The 22,025-nt window shown below is 47.2% G+C and carries 23 protein-coding genes; 17 read left to right on the top strand and 6 right to left on the bottom strand.

The annotated features are described in order from the left end of the window. Window positions 1-54: 54 nt before the first annotated feature. Window positions 55-402: a hypothetical protein gene (locus tag QUA90_RS18430; protein ID WP_333326815.1), complete on the bottom strand. Its 348-nt coding sequence runs from the start codon at window positions 400-402 to the stop codon at window positions 55-57. Window positions 403-608: 206 nt separating this feature from the next. On the opposite strand from QUA90_RS18430, the gene QUA90_RS18435 reads away from it, so the two are divergent. Further along, window positions 609-1,298 (top strand): iron-containing redox enzyme family protein, encoded by a 690-nt coding sequence (locus QUA90_RS18435; RefSeq protein ID WP_333326812.1) that lies wholly within the window; start codon window positions 609-611, stop codon window positions 1,296-1,298. 97 nt (window positions 1,299-1,395) lie between these two features. Here QUA90_RS18435 and QUA90_RS18440 read toward each other — a convergent pair whose 3' ends face one another. Beyond that, window positions 1,396-1,788, bottom strand: coding sequence for a hypothetical protein (locus tag QUA90_RS18440; RefSeq protein ID WP_333326810.1), 393 nt, complete (start codon window positions 1,786-1,788; stop codon window positions 1,396-1,398). Between the two features lie 191 nt (window positions 1,789-1,979). Between QUA90_RS18440 and QUA90_RS18445 the strand changes: the two genes are divergently transcribed. The 5 genes from QUA90_RS18445 to QUA90_RS18465 all read left to right on the top strand — a co-directional run bounded on the left by QUA90_RS18445 (window position 1,980) and on the right by QUA90_RS18465 (window position 12,581). Continuing rightward, window positions 1,980-5,858 carry a toprim domain-containing protein gene (locus tag QUA90_RS18445; protein WP_333446986.1) on the top strand — a complete coding sequence of 1,293 codons (3,879 nt, stop codon included), beginning with the start codon at window positions 1,980-1,982 and terminating at the stop codon, window positions 5,856-5,858. A gap of 2 nt (window positions 5,859-5,860) precedes the next feature. After that, window positions 5,861-6,202 carry a hypothetical protein gene (locus tag QUA90_RS18450; protein WP_333326806.1) on the top strand — a complete coding sequence of 114 codons (342 nt, stop codon included), beginning with the start codon at window positions 5,861-5,863 and terminating at the stop codon, window positions 6,200-6,202. A gap of 37 nt (window positions 6,203-6,239) precedes the next feature. Then, window positions 6,240-7,046, top strand: a complete 807-nt coding sequence (locus QUA90_RS18455; RefSeq protein WP_333326804.1) for a DNA cytosine methyltransferase — start codon at window positions 6,240-6,242, stop codon at window positions 7,044-7,046. Then, a complete protein-coding gene (locus QUA90_RS18460; protein WP_333446989.1) occupies window positions 7,018-7,830 on the top strand; it encodes a hypothetical protein in 813 nt (270 codons plus the stop codon). The genes QUA90_RS18455 and QUA90_RS18460 overlap by 29 nt, the downstream gene beginning before the upstream one ends. Before the next feature lie 1,553 nt (window positions 7,831-9,383). After that, window positions 9,384-12,581: a DUF4347 domain-containing protein gene (locus QUA90_RS18465; RefSeq protein ID WP_333446991.1), complete on the top strand. Its 3,198-nt coding sequence runs from the start codon at window positions 9,384-9,386 to the stop codon at window positions 12,579-12,581. 185 nt (window positions 12,582-12,766) lie between these two features. Here the strand turns inward: QUA90_RS18465 and QUA90_RS18470 are convergent, their stop codons facing one another. Both QUA90_RS18470 and QUA90_RS18475 read right to left on the bottom strand, forming a co-directional pair. Then, a complete protein-coding gene (locus QUA90_RS18470; RefSeq protein ID WP_333446992.1) occupies window positions 12,767-13,030 on the bottom strand; it encodes a hypothetical protein in 264 nt (87 codons plus the stop codon). A 15-nt stretch (window positions 13,031-13,045) separates the two neighbouring features. Then, a complete protein-coding gene (locus QUA90_RS18475; RefSeq protein WP_333327001.1) occupies window positions 13,046-13,915 on the bottom strand; it encodes a DNA phosphorothioation-associated putative methyltransferase in 870 nt (289 codons plus the stop codon). 87 nt (window positions 13,916-14,002) lie between these two features. Here QUA90_RS18475 and QUA90_RS18480 point away from each other — a divergent pair, with 87 nt between their 5' ends. From QUA90_RS18480 to QUA90_RS18505, 6 genes are all read left to right on the top strand, one after another. Continuing rightward, the gene (locus tag QUA90_RS18480; protein WP_333326999.1) at window positions 14,003-14,338 is read left to right on the top strand and encodes a DUF3846 domain-containing protein; all 336 of its coding nucleotides are present in this window, start codon (window positions 14,003-14,005) and stop codon (window positions 14,336-14,338) included. Between the two features lie 143 nt (window positions 14,339-14,481). Continuing rightward, window positions 14,482-15,312: a siphovirus Gp157 family protein gene (locus QUA90_RS18485; protein ID WP_333326997.1), complete on the top strand. Its 831-nt coding sequence runs from the start codon at window positions 14,482-14,484 to the stop codon at window positions 15,310-15,312. 132 nt (window positions 15,313-15,444) lie between these two features. Next, window positions 15,445-15,861, top strand: coding sequence for a hypothetical protein (locus tag QUA90_RS18490; protein ID WP_333326995.1), 417 nt, complete (start codon window positions 15,445-15,447; stop codon window positions 15,859-15,861). 14 nt (window positions 15,862-15,875) lie between these two features. Next, a complete protein-coding gene (locus QUA90_RS18495) occupies window positions 15,876-16,133 on the top strand; it encodes a hypothetical protein (protein ID WP_333446995.1) in 258 nt (85 codons plus the stop codon). After that, window positions 16,130-16,762: a hypothetical protein gene (locus QUA90_RS18500; RefSeq protein WP_333446997.1), complete on the top strand. Its 633-nt coding sequence runs from the start codon at window positions 16,130-16,132 to the stop codon at window positions 16,760-16,762. The genes QUA90_RS18495 and QUA90_RS18500 overlap by 4 nt, the downstream gene beginning before the upstream one ends. A gap of 84 nt (window positions 16,763-16,846) precedes the next feature. Beyond that, window positions 16,847-17,158, top strand: a complete 312-nt coding sequence (locus QUA90_RS18505) for a hypothetical protein (protein WP_333326990.1) — start codon at window positions 16,847-16,849, stop codon at window positions 17,156-17,158. A gap of 67 nt (window positions 17,159-17,225) precedes the next feature. On the opposite strand, the gene QUA90_RS18510 is transcribed toward QUA90_RS18505, so the two are convergent. Continuing rightward, window positions 17,226-17,576, bottom strand: coding sequence for a hypothetical protein (locus QUA90_RS18510; RefSeq protein ID WP_333326988.1), 351 nt, complete (start codon window positions 17,574-17,576; stop codon window positions 17,226-17,228). A gap of 142 nt (window positions 17,577-17,718) precedes the next feature. On the opposite strand from QUA90_RS18510, the gene QUA90_RS18515 reads away from it, so the two are divergent. The 5 genes from QUA90_RS18515 to QUA90_RS18535 all read left to right on the top strand — a co-directional run bounded on the left by QUA90_RS18515 (window position 17,719) and on the right by QUA90_RS18535 (window position 21,060). Next, window positions 17,719-18,096: a hypothetical protein gene (locus QUA90_RS18515; RefSeq protein WP_333446999.1), complete on the top strand. Its 378-nt coding sequence runs from the start codon at window positions 17,719-17,721 to the stop codon at window positions 18,094-18,096. A gap of 72 nt (window positions 18,097-18,168) precedes the next feature. Continuing rightward, window positions 18,169-18,465 carry a hypothetical protein gene (locus tag QUA90_RS18520; protein WP_333214251.1) on the top strand — a complete coding sequence of 99 codons (297 nt, stop codon included), beginning with the start codon at window positions 18,169-18,171 and terminating at the stop codon, window positions 18,463-18,465. A 136-nt stretch (window positions 18,466-18,601) separates the two neighbouring features. After that, window positions 18,602-19,468: a DUF5895 domain-containing protein gene (locus QUA90_RS18525; protein ID WP_333214249.1), complete on the top strand. Its 867-nt coding sequence runs from the start codon at window positions 18,602-18,604 to the stop codon at window positions 19,466-19,468. 120 nt (window positions 19,469-19,588) lie between these two features. Continuing rightward, on the top strand, window positions 19,589-20,047 hold the full coding sequence (locus QUA90_RS18530; RefSeq protein ID WP_333447002.1) for a hypothetical protein: 459 nt from the start codon (window positions 19,589-19,591) through the stop codon (window positions 20,045-20,047). Between the two features lie 8 nt (window positions 20,048-20,055). Then, window positions 20,056-21,060, top strand: coding sequence for a DNA phosphorothioation-associated putative methyltransferase (locus QUA90_RS18535; protein WP_333447004.1), 1,005 nt, complete (start codon window positions 20,056-20,058; stop codon window positions 21,058-21,060). A 125-nt stretch (window positions 21,061-21,185) separates the two neighbouring features. Here QUA90_RS18535 and QUA90_RS18540 read toward each other — a convergent pair whose 3' ends face one another. Next, window positions 21,186-21,896 carry a DUF4417 domain-containing protein gene (locus QUA90_RS18540; RefSeq protein WP_333214244.1) on the bottom strand — a complete coding sequence of 237 codons (711 nt, stop codon included), beginning with the start codon at window positions 21,894-21,896 and terminating at the stop codon, window positions 21,186-21,188. Window positions 21,897-22,025 lie beyond the last annotated feature (129 nt).

Genomic DNA, 22,025 nt, shown 5'->3' on the forward strand with positions numbered 1-22,025 from the left:
AAAGCCACTACTAAAAGACAGAGTGGCGCTAAGAATTCTCTGTTATCTATTACACTAATTTACTTGAAACATCCACAATCTACCGACATAAACTCCAGTAAACCATAAGGGGTGGGAATGGCGCTCGATGATGCGACCGTCCCTGAGCTGCACTTTTTCCCTAATCTCTAGGTGCGTTTGTTCGTAGATTTCTGTCATATCCTTGAGGAACAATTGCGGATTATCAAACTGCTCGGATACAAACTCTAATGCGAGTTGGTCGGATAATGACCGCACAATGAGTTCGGGTAGTTGCCAAATCCTCAATAAGTTGGGCGTGACTCCTACCATTTGGCGGTGGTGGTTGACAATTAATATACCCGCATTCTCTTGATTATGTAGTCGATCTGAAATTGACAGCATCAGAAATTCTCAACTCACAAATCTTTACTTTTTTCGCTCCCCATTGTTAGAAATCCAGGAGTCTACCTTTTGAATTAGCTTAGCGCATTCTATCACACCTTTGATAGGGGTGTACCGCAAAAATACTGATTGACTCATATTATAATACTGGTGTACTATAGAACACACATATTTATTGTCATAATTTGTAAAGAGGGGATACCAAAATGAAGTGGTTATTGGATTTGGGAGCCAAGTACCGCCAGGATCTACTGGCTGGGTCTTTTTATAAGCACTTAGCTGCTGCCCAGCATTTCGATGATGTTCGGGGTTGGGTCAGGCAACTCTACTATCAATCGAGTGATTTTACTGCCGCACTCGCCATGCGCTACTCTATGTGCCGAAACTTTCGGTATCAAGAATGCTTCGCCCACCACGCTACCGAAGAGGTAGACCACGCATCAATGCTGCTTGATTGGATGCACAAGCACGAGTTCCTGCACCCTGAAGAAAACCCAACTTCCATCACCGCCACCCTAGAAACGCAGTTGGTGAGCGCCTATTGTTTCCGCTCCGTGTTACGAGAATCCTACGAGCATCAAGTCATTGCCATGAATCTCATTTCTGAGGGCGTGAGCTACGATTTCTTTTCAGCGGTCATCCCCGTGTTCACGCGCCTGGGACTCAAAACGAATCGCTATTGGACGGTGCACCGGGAAATCGACCAAGAACATTTAGCAATGGGCATTGACCTCATCCCGCAATGTGATGAAGATTCAGCACAGGGAAAAGAGTACAGCCGCATTGCTTACGAGACTAGCGTGCTGTACGGGCGGATGCTGGATTCTTGGTGTACCGCCGAGCAGGGCAATCAGGAACCACCTTCGCTTATTGAATTGGTGGCAGCAAGAAGGTAGGAAGCGCCTGATGAAAATAACCGCTTCATCAAGGTGGCGATACTCACCCAGCGTCACCATTTTCGGTGTCGCAACGCATCGCTTAAAGTTGACTTTCCTAAAAATTAATCAAAGTAACCTTATTTTGCGATTCCCTCAAGCGCCTTGCCATTAATAGCATGGCTTGGTTTTCTTCAGTCTCGTCTTTGAGTTCGGACAAGGCGCGTTCAATCCTCAAGAGCGGGTGCTCTTCTCTCTCCCTTTTCTTCCTCTCCAAGTCATTTTGAGAGGTGACAATACGAACCACCTGAGCGCACTCGCTGCGCGGGCGCAACCGGGCAATCACCTCCATACACCGCCACAGCAAGTCGCTGCTGAGATCTTGCTTTCCCTGCCGCACTTTGCTCCAAGTCTGCCGCGCAATACCGCTTAGTTCAGCTAATTCTGTGCCGTGAATGTCCGCCTGTTCTTCACAAAGCCACCTCAATAAAGGTGATACGGGTTCAGTCATTGTAAATATTTATTACATATCTGTCGCTTATGGGTGACAGAGGGGATAATTGGTCAATGATTGGCGAATCGATTGACTCGTAAGATAACTCAAAGTTAACACATCGGTAGAGCAGAAAAAAACACTCGCCAAAAAAATAAACCCTCTTTGAAAGGAAGAGGGCTCAAAAATTATTAATAAGGATTTTTATCATGACAGATTTTTCAGAAAACTGCAACCCCCCGGCTAAAGATGTCAGTTTGTTGAGGTTTTGGGAACAGGAGGTGCTGCCTCGACTCACTGCCGACTTGGTGTACGACCATCCATCGCATCAATTCCAGCGCAGCGCCCAGAAGTGGCGGGGAGGTAGTCCGTTTCGCAAAAGTAAATCTGGAACTTCGTTTGCCGTGTGGCCCGACTCTCTCCGCTTCTATGATGCCGGGTGTGAGTTTGCAGGCGACCCCATTGCTTACATCCACAGCATTAAGGTGAATCGCTGGCAGCATCCCAAGGGTCTTGATTGGGTAGAAGCGCTGCGAGAAGCAGCATCCAGGGTGGGAGTCACGCTGCCCGAACGCGAACACACTCCCAGGGAAATTGAAGTAGCGGCGAAGTGGGAAGCGCGCCGGGGGATATTGGCTGCGGTGTATGCTCAGTGCCGGGATTGGCTGTGGAGCGAAGTAGGAAGCGGTGCTCTCAACCACTTGATTGCAGAGAGGGGCATGAGCCGGGAAGCGATCGCTCAGTTGGGATTGGGCTACTACCTGAGCAAAGATGAAGTTGCAGCAGCGCTCAAAGCACAAGATTACAGCTTAGAGATTGCGGAAGAAGTGGGCGTGTTGACCCGCAAGTGGGAAGGATACGTTACTTTTCCTTGGCACACGGCATTGGGTCAACCGCTCACGGTGTACGGTCACTGTCCGACAAAACCTTTGCCACTCAAAAAGCATCACCGGGGGTGGAAGGGCGAGAGAGATGCAGCTTATCGGGGTTGGGGGAAACTTTCGGAAGCTCAGAAGGCAGAGCAACCTTGGCTCGAACCGACCATCCCGAAGAAATACGCTTGCTGGAATCCCAAGGATGAGGAGGGGGCATGGCTGACAACGAAGGAATCGCCGCTTTACTTCGACAGGGCTTTGGCGGCGGGTCACAAAGAAGTAGTGGTAGTCGAAGGCGTTACCGATGCAGCGGTGGCTCAAGCACTAGGAGATACCCGCGTTGTAGCTTGTGTCGCTGCTAGCTTGTCAGGAGAACAGGTGCAATCCCTACGGCGTTCTGGGATTGAGAGAGTGATTATTTGCCTCGACCCCGATAGCGCGGGGGATAAGGGAATTGAAAGCTGCATCAAATCTTTGTTGTTGGCAGGCATCGTTCCTTATGTAGCTCCCCGATTGCCGGTGGGTGAAGATGGCGATGGCGACCCGGATAAGTTCATTATCCGCAACGGCATCGATGCTTGGTTGCAACATACCCACTTAGAAAAAGCTCAGCACGGGTTGAGGTGGAAAGCGCAACAAATAGCTCGCTTTAAGGGCAACACCGATGCGGATAAGCAAGCAGTGCTCTTAGAAGCAACCAAATGGGCCACTAATATTAAGGATGCAGCAGCGCTCAACATCTTCTATTGGCCGACCATTGGTGAAACTCTGGGAAATTCACCACCACCTTGGTTGCTGGAGTTTGGTAAAGAATTGGGTGCGGGCAATCAGGATAATTCAGCAAGCAAGGAAGTTACCAAATGTCCCGACCGCAAGCGAGATGCGTTTTATCGAAATCTCTGCGACAAATTGGGTCTGGACTTTAATTACTACACTAGGGGGCGAACCTTTGATGACTTTGCGGTGAGGAAGCTCTTCGGAACGCATTACAAAGCCATCAACAGCGCCATGTATCAGTACACCGGGGCGGGGTGGTGGCAGCGCCAGGATGAGAAGCGGTGCGAACACATGATTGCGGTGTGCAGCGAGAAGGTGTTCAAACTCCATCAAGTAAGCAAGTGGGAATGGGAGGAAACGTTTCCCTTTTCTAGTGACACCTGCGCTAAATCTGCACTCAAGTACGCTATGAAGCGCCTGTACTTAGAACCTCCCCCCAATCGACACTTTAGAGCATTCCAGAACGGCACCGTGGATATGAGAACGGGAGAACTCTTGCCCCACGACCCCGCTCACTATCTCACTTCGGTCATTGAAGCGGATTACGTGCGAGATCGCCCCTGCCCCCAAGTTTTCCTCGACTTCATCATCTCCGCTTTTGGTGAAGACCAACTAGATGCGGTGAGAGCTTACACTTCAATGCTGATTGACCCGACTGCACCCTATGGCAAGTTCGTGCACATCATCGGGCCTTCGGGTTCGGGTAAGGGAACTCTACTCAGGCTCTGGGGTGAAATCTTCGGGTTGGAGGATTCCCATTCTGGAGACTTCACAGAATTGAGCAATCCAGAATCTCGGCATCAACACTTAACCGGTAAATCTTTGTACACCATTCCCGACACCGGGGGCTACATCACGGGGGTTCGACCTTTTTATGAATTGGTGGACAACGGCCAACTTTCGGGTCGGAGTCTTTATTCATCCTGCGGGTACACGAAAGAATGGAATTGCCGCTTTGTTGCAGCTTCTGTTGACCACCTGCAAATTGAGAATGCTGGTGATGGCTGGGATAGGCGGTGTTTGCCACTACTCTCAAAAGGGCGAGAAGGATTGGAAGATCCCTATTTGCGCCATAAACTCTCTGCCGTGAAGGCGGATATCGTATCTTGGGCGTTGGCAATGCCCCGAAGTGAACGCGATGCCATACTGCTGCAACCTTCCAAGAACAACCGCATCCGCCTTGCTAAACTCGATGCCGCTACCTACGGCGACCCAGTACGCAGCTTCATAGACCTTTGCTTCCGACCGACTGAAAGTGCCTCACCAATCCAAAACCACGAACTCCACAGTTGGTTTATCGCTTACTGCAAGGCACACGGCTACTCGGATAACCGGGGGATGAGCAAGTTCATCGCTCACTTGAAAACAGTAATCCCCCAACACCACATACCCCGACACCGCCAAGATGGCGAGTTACAACCCGCTCACTGGACTCACATGACTCTATTACCGGGTGTCATGGTCGATGTTTCACTCGCTGAGGATGCTTCTAACGGCTATCAAGGTAAACCAAACCAACCACATCCCGAACCTGAATGGCGGTGTGCCAAATTCCGTTGTTCTGAAGGTGGGTTGCTGGCTTTTGAAGAATGGAACGAACAACAAAAGATGGGGAGCCTTGCACCTGATTTGAATCAACAAGGTGATCAGGGCATAAAGGGGGATGTCACCACACAGTCTACCTTGATCAGCAAAAACATCACGCAAACTCAAGGGTTTGAAGGAAGTGATCAGGGTGATCAGGGTGATCAGGGTGATCAGGGTGATCAGGGTGATCAGGGTGATCAGGGTACTACTTCCCTAACAAATGAAAGGGTGGGCGAGGTTCCGAATCAACCAGACACCCCCCCTCAGCAAATAGATGAGGAGTTGCCATCTACCTCGATCTACGCCACTCGTTCACTCAGCATAGATGAATGGGTAGCCAAGCTCTCTGAAGTAGCCAACAGAGATGGAACAACCTATGAAGTGGTGAAGGGATTGGGCGTACCGAATCACCAGCGCCCTGAAATCTTTGCTGCACTGACACCCTCGGTAAAAGACCGGCTCAAAGGATTGAGGGAAGAGTTCGAGAGGCGGATTCCTCAAGATGTTGAGAAGTGGAGGAATGCCATAAAAACTTGGTCGGTGTTGGATGCAGATGCACTGAACCATCAATGGCAACAATTTGACTTGTGGAGCCAGTGTTTGTTGGGTATCGGTGACTGGGTGGAAAGAATCAATAAATCTGGATTATTTGACTTAGGAGCATCGGTGTACGCCCAAGCCCTGGAATTAGGTAGTGAGAAATCTGAGGTTGTGGTGGATTTGGAAGTAACAAATACCGAGCTAGAAATCACCAATTCTGAACCCAAGCAACTCAATTTATTACCAGATGCTCAACCGCCTTCCGAGCATCAAAGCAGATTTTCACCACAATCGGAGGATTGGTTTTAATTATGAATAAACAATGCCCGAATTGCGCTTCTCCTGATATTTACCGCCGCCATCCCCAGAGTTTAGAGATATGTTGCGACAACTGCAACCACCGATGGCAAGCAAAGCAAGTTTTAGCTCCAATTCTTCGAGATAAGTTCTGGCTCAGCACACCATTGAAAGGCTGGCACTATGTCGAAGTATGGCGCTCGTTAACCAATCACCAGAAGTTCGCTTATCGGTTGGCTTATAGTGCTTCGCTATTCGGTGATTTAAAGGGTGAATTTGATACACCAGGATTAGCTTTAGAAGCCGGAATTAGGGATGCTAAGGGATTAGTAGCACCCATTGAGTCACCCCTTTAATCAACCCTGTTGTGATTCCGAAAAAGGAGGAGCAAGGATGATGCGAACGCTTTCACTTTTCAGCGGCATAGGCGGTTTTGAGTTAGCAGCCACCGCCCTAAATTGTTTCACAGTCGAACAGTTGGTAGAAATCGATGAGAATGCTCAATATGTACTCCGACAGCACTATCCCCACATCCCAATTCACAGCGACATCCGAACTTTTAGCGCGACAACAGGACAATATGATTGCATCTGGGGAGGATTCCCCTGCACCGGGACGAGTAATGCCGGAAAGCGGGGAGGATTGGCTCATCCAGAATCCAGTTTGTGGTGGCAAATGCTCCGAGTTATCCTCGAAGCTAGACCCAGCTTTGTGGTTGTCGAGAATCCAGAAGGCTTGCTCGTCCGAGGCGGTAGAGAAGTCGTTGCCTCTTTACGAATGGCAGGATATTGTATCGAAGACCCGCTCCTCGTATCGGCAAAGGAAATCGGAGCGAGCCATCAACGAAACCGAGTCTTTATCGTCGCTTTCCTTCAGGACTTTGCACAGCAGCAATACGAGCACCAATTCCAAACCAGCGGGGCTGACGAAGTGCCAACAATCGCTCAGGAAGCTCGGCATCATTTCCCCATCGCATTATTTATCCGCGACGGGGATGGAGTTGATATTCGGGTTCCCCCTGGGCTGGATGGATTGCCTTGCTACCAAAGCATCACTCTCTCCCACTTTGGAGTCAAGAGCAGAACTAAAGGTAGAATCAGAGCCAGATATCTCTTTGCCAAAACAGTCATGCCAGGACTTGCTTACATTGCCCTCAAACGAGTGCAGCATCTTGCTCAAGCTTTCGGAATCATCGATTGAGGATAACCCAGAGTTTGCATTATCGGGTTTGGGTATTAGTTTCGGTAAAACGTTGCCGTATCTTACCCACAAAACGGTGACACGCCGTGCTTGGAAAGACAGCCACGCCCAGAAGTTTATCCATGCTTTTGAGCAGAATAAACTAATCAAAGCCCTCGATAAAGATATCCGCTATGGAGGTAAACAAATCGCTTGGTGTCGCTTGCTTGGCGCTCCCTACAAAGAGCAACTTGGAGCCATGCCCGATGCTGATTTGCAGGCTGAGGGGGGAATGTGTTCCTCAGTCCCAGAGTTCATCACACGCTACTTTAAAGGCGACACCAACCAAAAAGTGTGGGTGATTCGGTTTGAATTTGTGCCATTGGAGCAAGTAGCATCAACCCAGACTCCCAAACCTCTTGGTGTATACTCTGACTCTACAATTGAAGCTAGTAGCAATGCTGCCATTACTTTGTCAGACCAGAGTATACACCAAGCTCAATTATTCAAGTTTAGTTTATGTGATAACTCTGCCAGCACAACTGACAGCACCTCTCCCATTACTTCAGAAACAGATAGTATACACCAAACGCCTGTAATTCAGGGAGGTAGCGGGTTGGTGTACAGCTTTTGGAAGGGTGAAAGCATAGTCAATCACTACCGTTACAAAGTTAAAAACAACGGCAAGTGGCAGGTAAAGAGTGTCTATATTCCGGTTGGTAAACTTCCTAAAGTAAAAGAAGCTATTGCTAATAAGTTGAGTGTAGCTGCGATAGTGGTTGAAGTATTGAAGAGAAACTTGTAATTGATTGCCCTCTCTTTTTCAAACAATGCGGTAGCCCTTTCTTTGGACTCTCTTAGTTTTTTGATGGCTCTACAACTCATTGACTATCCATCCGCTTCACTCCATCGTTGATGTAGAGTCCATTCCTGCATCCCATCTCTCACAAACTAATCAGGGGTCTTACCCCTCATTTTTATTGACTGAGTGATCAGGGCATAATGGGGGGTCTCACCCCTTGTTTTACCCTGATCATCTAACACATTACGCAATATCAATACTTTGAGCCGTATAAGGGTGATCAAGGCAAAGTAGAGGGTCTTACCCCTCATTCTGCCCTGATCACTAGAAATACAACGCAATATCAAAGGTTTAAAGAAAGTGATCAGGGTGATCAGGGTGATCAGGGTACTACTTCTTAAAAATAGAGAGGGGGGGCTATTTCCTGGCAACAACAAAAACACCCCTTAATAAAAAAGGTAAGGAGTTGCCGATCGCCCTGATCACCTTGATCGCTTTTACCCAAACTCCTATACCACAAGGGAATCGGAAGGCGATCAAGGCACAATAAGGGGTAAGACCCTCTACTTTGCCCTGATCACCTTGATTGCTGATATGGTTTCTGCTCAAACCCATACAGAGCATAGAAATCCCATAACGATCAGGGTGCAATGAGGGGTTTAGCCCCTTGTTCTAGCTTGATCGGCTAATCATGAGTCTGTGGATAGTGAAGCTGGGAGGATGTGCTGGAGTGACCAGGAGAACGGAAGGACGTGTGGTGGCTTAACAGGATTCCAAAATGGCTACTTTCAAGGCAAGGGCAATATTGAAGCGTGAATGACTCGTCTTGAATGGATGGCAGCAGGAATGCTGGGTATGTGCCGTGTTATGAAAAATGAAAGTGATAGCAACTCTTTTGTTACTTAGCAAACAAGCAGTATACACCAAACTTTCTCAAAAGCCTTGGTGTATACCATAGCGCTCAAATTAAAACTGATAGTAACTCTCTCATTAGTTTGCCAAACCAAAGGGCTGCTAATGTGCCTCATCACATAGAAAAGTGCTGTAAATTCCGTGCGATTGCGGATGGCAGTGCTGCTGAAATAGGGGAAACTGATAGATAGGTTAAATAAAATGAGCAAAATAAACAAGGTCGCTGACAGTTTCCGAAGCTTTGAATCCAAGGCTGTATCTACCCCTAAACTCACTCTTGGAGGACGCAAGATGGGGCTTCTTTAAGGAAACGACTAGCGCCCCATCCAAAAGCTTTTTACTCAAGGACTCTAGCATCAATGATGGTGAATATTTGGTTTCCATAATTATCTGGGGAATCTGACTGCATCGAGAAAATTACTTCGATCCTTCAAAAATATGCCTCTATCCGTAGAGAGAGGGACAAAGTTCGCACAACTTCTGACAGTCGCTCGGACTAACTGCAATTAGGCTCTGTTATCCTCAGTTCAGATTACCTCGATTCATACAAAAGCTAACTGCTAAAATCGCATAGTTATCAAAGAATTTTGATGAGATTGCTCCGGGGCGTATCTACCAATAATGCCCTTAGTGGAGTATTCAATATGAGTTCTAAATTCGCTCAAGTTAACTCACAATCTGCTTTTGAAAAACGACCGCTGCGCTCCTTAGTCTTCATTGACTCCGGCGTGAAAGATTACGAGTCAATGGCAGCGGGAGTTCTGCCGAAACAGCAGGTAGTAATACTCGATCGCACCAAAAACGGCATCGAACAAATCAGCTCTGAAATCGAACACTTCGCCTCTACTAACGGAGCGATAGACTCGGTTCACATTATTTCTCACGGCAGTTCTGGCAGCCTACAATTAGGCAACACCGCACTGGGTTCAGATAACATAGAGCAATACGAAAACGAGTTGGAAAAGTGGCAAAATTCACTAGCCCCACAAGCAGACATCATGCTCTACGGCTGTGATGTAGCAGGCGGTACAGGTGCTAATTTCGTCGATCGATTTAGTCAATTAACCGGGGCTGACGTTGCGGCATCCACCAACAAAACCGGTAGTGGTGGTGACTGGAATTTAGAATTTGCTAGGGGTCAAATTGAATCTCCCTTAGCCTTGGCTCCAGAAGCAATGGCGGATTACCAAGGGACTTTAGCGACGATTACCGTTACTAACAATAGCGATAGCGGGCCGGGTTCATTGAGAAATGCTATCGCCAGCGCTGTTGCAGGGGATATCATTACCTTCGCTCCAGGTTTAGCCGCCCAAACCATTACCCTCACCAGTGGTCAACTCGATATTCCCGTTGGCAGAAACATTACCATTGACGGTGCAGCAGCACCCGGTGTAACTATCAGTGGCAACAATGCTTCGCGGGTAATCCGCACTGGAAGTTCGACCAATGTGACTCTAAAAAACCTAATTATTGCCAACGGCAAAGTTTCTGGAACCGATCAGAATAATGAGGCAACTAGCGCTGGTGGTGGCATTCAAACAGGAAGTAGCAGCACTTTAACTTTAGAAAATAGCCAAGTCAATAATAATGTTGCTGGTTTTGGTGGCGGCATTTACACGGGTTTCCGCAGCACGACGACTGTAATTAACACCAAGTTTAGCGGCAATGATGGTTCACTAGCGGATAATACCGAACGTGGTGGCGGTGCGATTGCAACTAAAAGCGGCGGTGTTCTGACTATCAGAGATAGCGAATTTACCAACAACAAAGGCAGCTACGGCGGAGCTGTTAATAACCTGTTGGGCAGCATGACGATCGAAAACTCTAAATTCATCGGCAACCGCACAGAGAAAGGCGTTGGTGGCGCAGTTTACGTCGATGGCGCTAATGCTTCCGGGCTGAATGCAACCCCCGGCCCCGTTGCCGGAACTATTGCTATCCGCAACAGCGTTTTTGATGGCAATATCGGAGCGAGAGAAGGAGGAGCGGGATTTTTATTTGGCTATCTTCAAGATAAGATAGTGTTGGAAAATAGCACTTTTGTTAACAATAAAGCTGTTAAGGATCTAGCCGGAGTTGGAGGTTCCGGAGGCGCAATTCGTCACGGAAATGTGGATCTTACTGTCACAAACTCCACTTTTGCTAATAACCAAGCTGAAGATAATGGGGGCGGTTTGTGGGCAGGAGGGAATGGAAATATCAGCGTTGTCAACAGTACCTTTTCCGGCAACAGCGCTGCTAAGCAGGGCGGAGGAATGGTTGTCGCTAACAGAGATTCCTTTTCGACGAACATCGTCAATTCGACTTTTGCTAAGAATACCGCTGAATTTTCGGGAGGTATTGCTACTTTTAACGACCCTGTGAAATCGCCAATTACTGTCAAGAATTCGATTTTTGATAGGAATACGGCAAGTAACTCTTTTAAAACTAGGCAGCACACTGGACGGGAGCTCATCGATGGGGGCAACAACCTTCAATTTCCCGCTAAACTGACGACCGGAGATCCTAATGATAGTAATGTTACGGCGAATGTGACGATCGCAGACCCCTTACTCGGCCCTTTGCAAAATATTAACGGCGCTTTCGTGCTGCCACTGCTAGTAGGAAGTCCGGCAATTGATACTGGTACTGGTGTGGGCGCGCCGGCTACTGATCAGCGCGGTGTGAGTCGCCCTCAAGATGGTGATAATAACGGAAATGCGATCGTTGATATTGGCGCTTATGAATTTAACCCTACAGTTACGCCGACTCTTCTTATGGGTTCTTTGGGTCAAATCAATAATTACAGCGGTGTCAATGACCTAATTACACAATGGCCTACTGCTGCCCAGAATCAAGGCATCCAACTCTCTGGGATAGCTTTTGATGGGTTTGAAACGAACTACCTTAACCCTAGTGTCATCAGCAACCTCACCTTAGCAACAAACGAAAACCCTAAAAGCTGGTTGAGCTACGGCAGTCCTGGTGGTATTGGTGTTCCATCCTCTTATGATGGTTGGTTCACCGACGCTAAGAAAATTCGGGCGGAAATCAACCATAACCCGAACACCAATCAATCTCAGACCCTGAAGGTGAAATGGGCAGATAACCAAGACATTACTAGCACAACGATCGACCTCAGTGCATTGAGTCCCAAAACAGCTCCTGGAGTGGGCGATCAAGGCAATGAAGTGGGTTTCCTGCAAATCTTTAATAATGGGGTTCGGGTACCGGCCACCAATTTTACGATCACTCGCCTCAACGCTCCGATCGCTCCCCAACCCATTAGTGTGTCTTCAGAGGGAGTGACTTTCATTGGCGATCGCACCGATGGTAGTTTCAAATTCCAGATAGTAGGAGACTCTTCGGGCGGCGCTACTTTTGACGAACTGCGGTTCTCCACCAAAGCCTACGATAGCCCCACCGCTGCCTACGCCGCCACCTCCTTCAAAAACGATGGCTCCGACTACCTAGTGCGGAACCTTGAATATCAAGGGATTTCTAATGTTGATACTACTGCTGTGCCTCCGACTTTCTTCTATTACGGTTCATCTCCCGATCCTATTATTGATGGTGGTTCGGCAGTTGTTACGATTAATCGGACTGGCGATACTTCGGTTTCGGCTTCGGTGGACTATTTGATTGTTGCCCCTGGTAATGGTCAACCCGTGAACAACCTAGACTACACCATTAGTCCATTTGCTGTAAATCCTTCCTCCGGCACGGTGAACTTTAATGCGGGTCAAACTAGCGTTAGTCTGACGATTAACAATCTACCCGGCTTGACTGGTGGGGTGGTGAATTTGGGCTTTGGTTCAGGTTCGATTGGCACTCCGGCATCCACTGCAATTACTCTGCTTTAAGGCTGTTAGTAGAGCGAGGAATCCTTGCTCTACTAATACGTCCCGCCAGTAGTTAAATGCTTTGGTAGTGATGCACAGTAATGGTTTAATATTAACTCAACATAAATTTCCGCGTAGTGGCAATTTGTAACTTTGTACATCACTATAATTTATCCAGAAGAAAACGATATCCTTACTGTGCATGACTACCCAGGCGTGATAAGTTTCTCGTTGTTAGGAGCTAAAGTATTGTGGTTAACGGAAGCACTCGTAGTATTTAAACAGCGAGATGTAGATTGCTCGTATTCCTGATTCAAGGCATCAATTTCTTCGGCAGTCAGGTAAGAAGCCCTAGCCAAAGATTGATATTGTTCGTATTCCTCATTTAATGCGTCAATTTCTTCGTTGGTTGTGTAAGAATCCCTGACCCGACTGGGAACCCAATCTTTCATCGAAATAACTTTAGTCACGACTGCATCCTCCACTCATTCGCTCATCCCACTAAGTATAGCTTCAATCCGAATCAACCTTCGTTCGCTGATGCAAAGTAAGTCCCTGCGTTCCATCGCTCCTACAGCATTCAGGTAGCATTCACTTTGAGCAGTTCCTAAGTGCATGGTTAGCTTACCGTTGGGGAGAGACCGAGAACGAGACTTCAACCGGAAATAGTAATAGCGCTTACCCTTCTGAAGGGAGGAATGCTTTTCAATGATAGCATCAGCGGGAGGAATCCAAGCACTTCCTAATTCCTGCTGCTGGCAATGAAGTAGAAAGCGGCACTTTTCCAAGTAAGTGCGATCGCTACTGTGGATAATCAGGGGAAGAGCGCGAGAGTTGTGAGAAACAGTGTAGGTATTGTGAGCCAGGTAGCGGGCAGGTACACCCAGGGTATCTTCAATTAAGTGTTTGAGTTCGATGTGCGAATAGCACTTCTCAAACGTACCCCATCTCGTAATTACGCCATCGTTGTAAGCAACACCCGCATGATTAGTCGATCGCCCGGTAATAGCGCTAACCACCAGAGTTTGACGAGCGAGTTGGTAAGCGTGATAGAGCACTTCACACCGAAGTGCTGGAACTTCAATAGTGCTCAGAACATAAAGCAGGGTAACAACATCAACCGCTCTTTTGAGAGTACGGGGAAAGTAGTAAGGGTCGTAACCACGGGAACGAAAACCCATTGCTTGAAGGAAGCGCACATCATCCCCGCGACCGCATCCATAATCTAAGTGCGTGTGATGGGGTAACAGAATTCCCCCATCAACAGCAGCAGCCATCGGTAAGCTCAATTCATGGCGCTTGAGAGCAGCTTTGTGTCTGGGTATTATGACATTTTCCAAGTTTGTTTGTGTCATGGGAGCATCTAATTAATATTAATACAGATATACAAATAATTTCAATAAAATGGCTAGCGCTAGGGTGTAAATAATAGGGAATTACCTATGCTCTACGCTTTGATTAACAACACAGGAATCCACAGACTAGAAGTAGCAGAGAAGTGGGAACTTGCCGACCTGCAAAACCGAGTAGGCGTTGAAGGTGAGGATGCGTACATAGAATACGTGCGCCATCAATTTCCTGACCCCAACATCGACTTAATCTGCGACGAGGAATTCTTAGACAAACAATTGCCCTTAACCTGCATTACCTCCCAAAGTATTGCGCTACGCGGTCAAGTAATTGCTGCTGCATCTACAGAAGCGGGTGAAACCATAGGGTTAACCGAAGCTCAGTTTCAATTAGTCGCCGCTAATCTGACTGTGGTAGTTTTTGCCTAACCAAGGCTGCCTCAAGTTCTTTTACTTGGGGCAACTCCACCATTTAAAAGTTACCCAATCACCCATAAAGAATAGGTAACAAAAGGAAAACAAAATGGCTCTCGCTTTCTTGTGAAAACAATTAGAACAATAGGAAACACATCATGCCCAGAAAGAAGACACAATCAACCGTATCCCTAGAATCTTCTATCTCCCCTGCATTGATTGAATCTATGCCCAATACTTCCTTGTTGGATGGCATTGTCCCTCAATTACTAGCAGCATCCGAGCAGGGAATGGAAGCACTAAGCACCCTCAAAGCTCAATTAGTCGCACAGCACGACACTCCCGCTACTCCTGAATCCGACTCCATCGTGCAGCAAGCGTGGCAGCACATGAATCCAGACCAACGCGCTCTTATCTCCAGTCGTTGTGAAGCGCACCGAGAAAAAGAACGAGTGCGCGGTAAATCATTGCACCAACTCACTGTTCAATTGGAAGATTTGGATGAACTAATCGACAGCATCGAAGGTGAAGAAATCACACCCGAAATAGAAGCAGCGGTACAACAACTACTCGAACAACGGGGTGACACCTACGACCAATGGCTCATCAAAATAGACAATTACTGCGCTGCCATTACCAACCGCCATGCTCTGAGCAAACAACGCAAAGCTGAAGCAGAACGCCTGAGTAAACTAGCAGCTAGCGACAGCCAACGAGTTGATTGGATGAAAGCACAACTCAAGAAGTGTCTCGAAGCTCAAGGTGTCAAGAAGCTAAGTCTACACCGATTCAATTTAACTATCAGCAACAACGGTGGAGTCTTGCCCCTCAAACTCTCTTGTGAAGTAGCAGAACTTCCTCCCCAATTTCAGCGCATTGAAGTATCACCCGATAATGGAGCTATCCGACAAGCCTTAGAAGCGGGAGATATCGAAGCTCAACGAGTTGCACAATTCGGAGAACGTGAAACTCATTTGAGAGTTCGCTAGATTCCCAGCAAGCCTGAAACAATCATGAATAAAAGTGAGGGTTTCAGGCTAAATGTTAAAATAAAAAGAGAAAGTAACTTTAATAAAATGGCTATCGCTAGTGTAGAAAATATAGTAAGTTAGAGGTACATCATGCACTGCAACTTAGGGTTAGATTGCGCTCAAATGGGCTTGGATGAATGCGGAGAGTGCATCAATGAAGAACTATGTCATGAATACACAAAAGCCTGGAGTTTATACGACATAGTGCTGCTCAAAGGATTACCAGGAGCGGTGTATCTTTGTTGGCATAGCAGGGATGTGAATACCGAATGGACAAATGAACAATGGGGATTTAAGCACCTCAACAACTGCGATTGGTTATTGTACCACACTGCCTCCTTGAATGCGTTTACAGAGTGGCAACACGCCTATTACAAACTAAGCTCTAGAAACAACACCAAGTACGTCCGCAGTGACTTATTTGATGAGTTTGAGTATTTGAGAAAGCAGGTAGACCCGGAGTACGGGAAAAGCCAAGAAAGCAGCGCTCTCATTCTCTTTGAATAACAGAACACAGGAAAATGACCAGAAAAATTCACAATTTACTCAGAAAAGCTTGTTTTGTGAAATGTCGTAACCCTTGCCACCACGAACGGGGCTACACCTTAAAGCATCATAAAAATGCAGCCCTAATCCAAGTTTACTTTAACTCGTTTGAGTTGTTAGATGAAGCAGATCAAGTTTTGAAAACCCAAGGTATGAATGGGGTTAAAGCCTTACCCCATAAAGCTGAAGGCTGTTTTCTTTCTATTGAACTAAACCAGGAGCCAAAACAATGATAGGAACGCACTTTATCGAATTACCCGTATCCATGCCACCCATGTTACCTGAAATGGTGGGAGTCAGCAACAGTCAATACTTTGCTCTTTACTACCAAGGAAGCAAAGCCACGTGGAGTAACGGCAGAGCAATGGCTACATTCAGTTACTACGCAGCGTATGCACCCCTGGTCGAACACATAGCCTTAGCTATTCACTTAGATCCTTACAATTTAGGCTCCGATGATGAAATGCCCGAACACGCTATTTTATGTGACACAGTTAGCCATAAAATGTATGTCGGCGCGTACAAAGAAATCGATTACTTCCTGTTACACCAGCATCCCAAAGAGTCACCAACCTTCTCAGAGCAAGAGTTTGAAGAAGCCGTAAAAGCGGTAAAGAATATGACCTTAGAGCAAATGCAGAAGTTGGGAATGTTCGAGATGTTCGGCAGCACCAATCCCCAAGCGCGCCAACAAACCGCAGAGTTAGTGCAGTGGCTAGACCAACAAATCACTGAAGAATTGATACAGCAATATATCCAACTAGCTAACCGGGGTAATTGGACAGCAATAATGGCATTAGACACCCTGAAGCGTAGAATCTCAGAAGCTAAGGAACACCAACAGCAATTAGAGAGCAATTAAATTATCGATGCCGAGGAATTATCAATATTACAGCCTCGGCGTGGGTATAAAACATCCATAGTGTAGCGAAAGGGGAGTTAGGCAATGAAGCGAGTGACTTGGAGAGATAAAGCAATTGATAGCATTGCCGATGCTCTTCTAGAGTACGAAGCTCAATGCTTGTTAATGGGAGAAGCAATAGAAGGAAAAGCAGCGAAGAAATGGGTATCCAGAGAGCGTTTTCCCTTCGGATTCAGGAAATACACTCCCTACAGAACCTGGCTCCAAGAAGTTGCCAAGATTCCCCATTTCATTAGCACGGGATGGCCAGCAAAAACCTATCTGGGGTGGCGTAGCGGACTCCCAAGGCGCCCTCGCAAATGCCCTGTAAGCGAGGGTCAACTCAGTTTATTTTAAAGAGTAAGGAGTATTAGATTCAGAAACGCAGCGTAGTTCCTTCATCTAATACGCGCTTGCGCGATCGCTAGTCTTTCCCTGCTACTCCACAGCTCTTGTGCGTTCTCGATTTAGGGTGTTTGCGATCGCAGCGGGGATTGCAGATAGGACAGAGCAATCGGTTGTTGTGAAGCTTCTTAAGTTCCCGTTCCCGATGCCACCCCCCGCGCCAAGTCCTCACCAACACCAACTCCCGCCCCTGTTCCACCGCAGCTTTGGTGATTCTGGCTCCCACTTTAGTTTGGTGTTCCCTCAAGCGATCGCCCACGGGTTTATTGGTGCTGCCTAAATAATGGGATGCCGTGGCTCTGGGATTAGTTAAATTACCGATTGCGGGTTGCCAGTGTATCAAATAACAACCGGGTTGATTCGGGTTCATGGCTTTGATTAATCTTGTTTGCAACCAAAGCGTTAGCTCTTTTATTGAAGTGAATTAAGTTATTGATCAGACCTAATTTAAATAAATCATAAAACCTAAAAGTAATGGCTATCGCTTGGGGTAAAACTAGCCAATAATTCTCATGTTAATTCAACCCAATAAATCCATTCAATTACCCAAGCCTTACCGCATTCCATTAACTACTCAAACCATCGAGTTGCGGTGTTGTCTCGAAGTTGCAGCCGATTCCGATGAGTGGCTTGTCCCGACACCGGCATACTCCATCGGTCAAAAAGTGTGGCTGATTACCCCAGATTTACCCATTGATGATTGGGAAGAAAAGCGCATCTTTGGCATCGAACTCTACGCCCCCAGGTGGCAGCACGGCTCTTTGATGGCTCAACCCGTTTGGTACTACGGAGTCAAAGCTTTGATGGGACAAGGAGAAACTAAGTGGCTGACCGAGGACGAGATCACCCCAAATCCCCAAGCTTATGATTTTGAATCAAACCATTTCTAACAGCATTAATAATCAACAAAACTCCCAAGTAATTGCTAACGCTTGGGGTGCAACACTAGGAAAAATAAACCCATGAACATCAGAACCATTGCCGTAGGCTACACCCGTAAATTTAACTTGGGTGGATTTAATTCAGTTGACTTATCCTGTTCGTTATGGGCGCAAATAGACCCCGAAGAAGATGAAGATTGCTGCATCGAAATTTTACAAGACAAAGCAAGAGAAGCTGTGCGTTCCGAGTATCACAAAGTTACAAGCAATCACAAAGCTGTAGCCACAGTTAAAGTAAACGGCGCTTTAGTTGAAGACTTCATCCCAGAAGGCGAAGAATATGGAGCGCTTGTGGTGAATCCAGTACACCTGCAATAGCCAGAGATAGAGGGAGAGAACAGCCCCAAGTAATTAAGTTTATTTGGGGTTCTTTAACATCAAGTATCAATAACTAACAATCAATGAAAGTGAAAGTAAAAGGCTTTCGCTGGGGTGAAAAATAGGAGGCTTTATCATGGCTAAGAAATCCGATACAAATGTTCAATTCGATGCAGCTATCCAATCCGAAGTAATGCCCGCTCCCGAAATGGTAGAAGCTACCATCGAACGTGACGAGTTTGCCAGTCCCGATTTCGTAGACCCCGAAGCTCGTCTACCGCGCATTCAAGCAGTGCGGGGAGAATCGAATTTAGAACACTGTGGCTACTTCGTAACTGCCGATCAGATGGCACAAGCCGGTTGGCTAAATTTCGATGAATCCCAACTAATCGAGTACACCTTTAATTCAGGAGAAACCGAGCAAGGAATCCTTCTCCGCAAACCCCGGATGATTGTTTGTCCAAAAACACCGGTGCTTGCCTTTGACCGAGATGAAAGTGAAAAACTACAGCAAACGGTAATCCTGGGCTTGTACGATCGCGCGGCAAAGGAAAACGAGCGCATTAGCAACATCCAGTTGTTCCAGGTATTCTTGGTCAATTCGGACAATCAACCCCTGCATTCAATTCCTTTGAGCTACAAAGCCAAAGGAGCGAATCAAGCGAGTTTCAGTCAACATTGGCAGCAATTCTGCACCGAGATTACAGCGTGCCATGCCATCGAAAACGGCATTGCCGCCAAACCCAAGAATGCTGCTTTCAAGAGCTTGTGCGTATTCGAGTTCGAGGTAGAGCGCCAGTTAGTTGGAGAGAAAAAGAAATCACCCTGCTGTTACGTTAGCTCGCATACAAAGCCTACCCTAGAAACTTGGAAGCAGCACTTCCTAGGTTATGACCAATCCACCAAACAATGGACTTGGGAAGCCTTGGAACCAGAACGCCCTTTGACCATCCCCGCACTCCAATTTTCATCATCTCCACCCTTAGCCTTATCTGAAAGCTAATTCACGTCTGGGGAATTGAGTAACTTCGATTCCCCAGAACTCAAACAATTTAAAAGCACAGAAGAAACCACAACAAAACGGCTATCGCAACGGTTGAAAACAACGAATCAGAGGTACACTATGGCTCGCACAACTGCCAAACAACCCCAACTCCCTAACTTTGATGCTGCCTTCGGCGATGGCTTTACCGTCAAGGACTACTCCGAAAAAGAATGGGCAAGCGCCTACTATGCCATCCGAGAACTGCAAGGAAAAGCGCTCAGGAAATCTAAATTAGCTCAAGGCGATACGTTCTCCTGGGATGCCTACAAAGCTAAGTTTGCAGAAGTATTCGGAACGCTCCAGGATAAGCGCTTTACTCTGGAACAACTGGTGAGTTACGCTCAGCAAAAGTGGGGCATGGACTTGGAACAACTCAAAGCATACAACCGCCGTTCTTGGGAAAGGCGGAATGTTGAAATCAAGGTATCGGTAGTCCCCGCCCCGGCGAAAACACCCACAACTCTCAGAAATGTTAGCTCTTGGGATGTTAGCAACCGGGTAACAGATACTTGGGCAACCGACGATATTCCCTTCTAATTGAATAATTGAATCGCACTCCCAGGCTAGTCCTGGGAGGTACAATCTTATTAGTTGAACCAGCGCACCCAACGCCAAACAAAATGCTACACCGCCACAAAGCAGCTATCAACCGCCATAAATTAAGCCGACCTTGCCAAAGGGCAATTGACTTTGGATTCATCACCCCAGAAACTACCATCACCGATTACGGTTGCGGTTACGGGCAAGATGCAGAACGGTTGAGCGCTATGGGATATCCCGTAATCAGCCGTTACGACCCGTACTATTTCCCCGATTCGAGCCCATTGCCCGCTGATGCAGTAATGCTCAACTTCGTACTTTCGGTAATCGAAGACCCAGCAGAACGCGAACAAGTGTTGGTTGCTGCCTGGAACTTAGCTCAGAAATATCTCATCGTGGGATTGCTGTCGGGTAAGGCTAAAGAGTCGGCATATCGCTTCAACGACGGCATCATCACCAAGTGGAGTACCTTTGAAAAACACTACTGTGCCACTTCGGGAAAAGCTTACCTGCAAGCAATATTGGGATGCGATTTAGTGCGTCTAGAAAACTGCATTTGGGCTATCCCCAAGGTTCCATCAAAAGTTCTCACAGCTTACAATACTCCACCTTCCGAACTTCAGCGCTTGCTCGTCAATTATAAGAAACAGCGCTATCGATTGGAGTGTAAAACCTTACTGCCCCAAGGTGCTTACATTGAGGATTATTCACCCAGCAACAGCAATCAAACTTATTACCGATTGCGCTCTCCCAATCGAGATTTGCCGGGTAAAAAGGGCAAGAGCTTTGTAGTGCATCTGGGAACGCTTGAGTCTCCCGAATTCAAGGAAGCAGCTAAAGCATTGCAGCGCCGAGAACAATTGGATTTCCTTACCTCCCGAATTGATTACATCCACCAAGTTCTTAAAGAACCGGCACCCACCGCGACTAAAGTTACAGTGGCTCCTAAACCAGGTTTCATGGCTCACTTTTCTATGGCGCAAATGGATTTGTCACCCCCCGCCAACTAATAGGAAGGACAGACCACCGCCCTGGTCTAACTTGCTTGATGCCGTACTTTCCCTTAGTATTCGGGTTATCTTCCAACATCGCTAACCTCTGAAGCGCTTCCTCAAATTTATTGCCCCATCCCCCGCTACTCCTGCCGCCCATCCTTACTTCCCCCTTGCCCTTCTCCCTCAAATTTACCCGTTGCCCTTTCCCAAAAGCTGGGAGCCCATATCCAATGGCGCTTGGTACACTGTTCCTTGATTTTCTTGCCGCCTCCCACTACCAAGAACACGATTTCCTTCGTCTCGGCCCGTTCACACGCCATTTCCCACTGGTCTAGGTTGTACTGGAAGTTATCGCCGCATCCCCTAGTCGAGTAAGCCCTCCATCCTTTGGGTACTCCCAATAGTTGCCAAGGAGCTTGTTCAGCAGCAAAGTTAACATCCACCCAAATCCGAATCGCTGCTTCTGATTGCCAAACCCGACTCGTCCACCGCTTAGCATAAATCAATCCCATCAGGTAAGCCAGGGGCGTATTCAAGTCGGTGCTGAAATTCAACTCGCAGGCTGCCTTGGGATAAAGAACCGGTAATGCCATCGGATTGGAGAGCAGTTGCGTAAATTTGTAATCATCCTGGTAAAAGTGGAACGTTCCCGTAGTTCCCCGCTTCTTAGCTTTGCTACCCCAAGCGTCCAGGGGAAGTTCCAGACCCGTTGCTTGCCATTCGGGCATCAGCATGGGTACATCCCAATCATCGGCAGGGAATACCAAACCCCCCGCCCGCAGCAGCTTCCTTTGTAACTTCCCCGCTTCAGTACGATCGCTCGAAAGTGATTCTGGCTTTGGATGTAACATTGTTCGTTTGCTCTTCCTTTGCTAACCCGCTCTACAAGTTGCTGCAAACCGTGAAAACCAACTTCATTGATGCTCCCCTACTCGCCCACTACTTGCTGCAAACCGTCAAAACTAAGTGTATTGATGCTC

Origin of the sequence: Microcoleus sp. D3_18_C4, from assembly GCF_036702355.1 — a bacterium.
Lineage (GTDB): Bacteria > Cyanobacteriota > Cyanobacteriia > Cyanobacteriales > Microcoleaceae > Microcoleus.

Excerpts from the sequence above, each read along its gene's own strand:
- QUA90_RS18430 (WP_333326815.1), bottom strand. The coding sequence starts at position 402 with ATGCTGTCAATTTCAGATCGACTACATAATCAAGAGAATGCGGGTATA.
- QUA90_RS18435 (WP_333326812.1), top strand. The coding sequence starts at position 609 with ATGAAGTGGTTATTGGATTTGGGAGCCAAGTACCGCCAGGATCTACTG.
- QUA90_RS18440 (WP_333326810.1), bottom strand. The coding sequence starts at position 1,788 with ATGACTGAACCCGTATCACCTTTATTGAGGTGGCTTTGTGAAGAACAG.
- QUA90_RS18445 (WP_333446986.1), top strand. The coding sequence starts at position 1,980 with ATGACAGATTTTTCAGAAAACTGCAACCCCCCGGCTAAAGATGTCAGT.
- QUA90_RS18450 (WP_333326806.1), top strand. The coding sequence starts at position 5,861 with ATGAATAAACAATGCCCGAATTGCGCTTCTCCTGATATTTACCGCCGC.
- QUA90_RS18455 (WP_333326804.1), top strand. The coding sequence starts at position 6,240 with ATGATGCGAACGCTTTCACTTTTCAGCGGCATAGGCGGTTTTGAGTTA.
- QUA90_RS18465 (WP_333446991.1), top strand. The coding sequence starts at position 9,384 with ATGAGTTCTAAATTCGCTCAAGTTAACTCACAATCTGCTTTTGAAAAA.
- QUA90_RS18475 (WP_333327001.1), bottom strand. The coding sequence starts at position 13,915 with ATGACACAAACAAACTTGGAAAATGTCATAATACCCAGACACAAAGCT.
- QUA90_RS18480 (WP_333326999.1), top strand. The coding sequence starts at position 14,003 with ATGCTCTACGCTTTGATTAACAACACAGGAATCCACAGACTAGAAGTA.
- QUA90_RS18485 (WP_333326997.1), top strand. The coding sequence starts at position 14,482 with ATGCCCAGAAAGAAGACACAATCAACCGTATCCCTAGAATCTTCTATC.
- QUA90_RS18490 (WP_333326995.1), top strand. The coding sequence starts at position 15,445 with ATGCACTGCAACTTAGGGTTAGATTGCGCTCAAATGGGCTTGGATGAA.
- QUA90_RS18495 (WP_333446995.1), top strand. The coding sequence starts at position 15,876 with ATGACCAGAAAAATTCACAATTTACTCAGAAAAGCTTGTTTTGTGAAA.
- QUA90_RS18500 (WP_333446997.1), top strand. The coding sequence starts at position 16,130 with ATGATAGGAACGCACTTTATCGAATTACCCGTATCCATGCCACCCATG.
- QUA90_RS18505 (WP_333326990.1), top strand. The coding sequence starts at position 16,847 with ATGAAGCGAGTGACTTGGAGAGATAAAGCAATTGATAGCATTGCCGAT.
- QUA90_RS18510 (WP_333326988.1), bottom strand. The coding sequence starts at position 17,576 with ATGAACCCGAATCAACCCGGTTGTTATTTGATACACTGGCAACCCGCA.
- QUA90_RS18515 (WP_333446999.1), top strand. The coding sequence starts at position 17,719 with ATGTTAATTCAACCCAATAAATCCATTCAATTACCCAAGCCTTACCGC.
- QUA90_RS18520 (WP_333214251.1), top strand. The coding sequence starts at position 18,169 with ATGAACATCAGAACCATTGCCGTAGGCTACACCCGTAAATTTAACTTG.
- QUA90_RS18525 (WP_333214249.1), top strand. The coding sequence starts at position 18,602 with ATGGCTAAGAAATCCGATACAAATGTTCAATTCGATGCAGCTATCCAA.
- QUA90_RS18530 (WP_333447002.1), top strand. The coding sequence starts at position 19,589 with ATGGCTCGCACAACTGCCAAACAACCCCAACTCCCTAACTTTGATGCT.
- QUA90_RS18540 (WP_333214244.1), bottom strand. The coding sequence starts at position 21,896 with ATGTTACATCCAAAGCCAGAATCACTTTCGAGCGATCGTACTGAAGCG.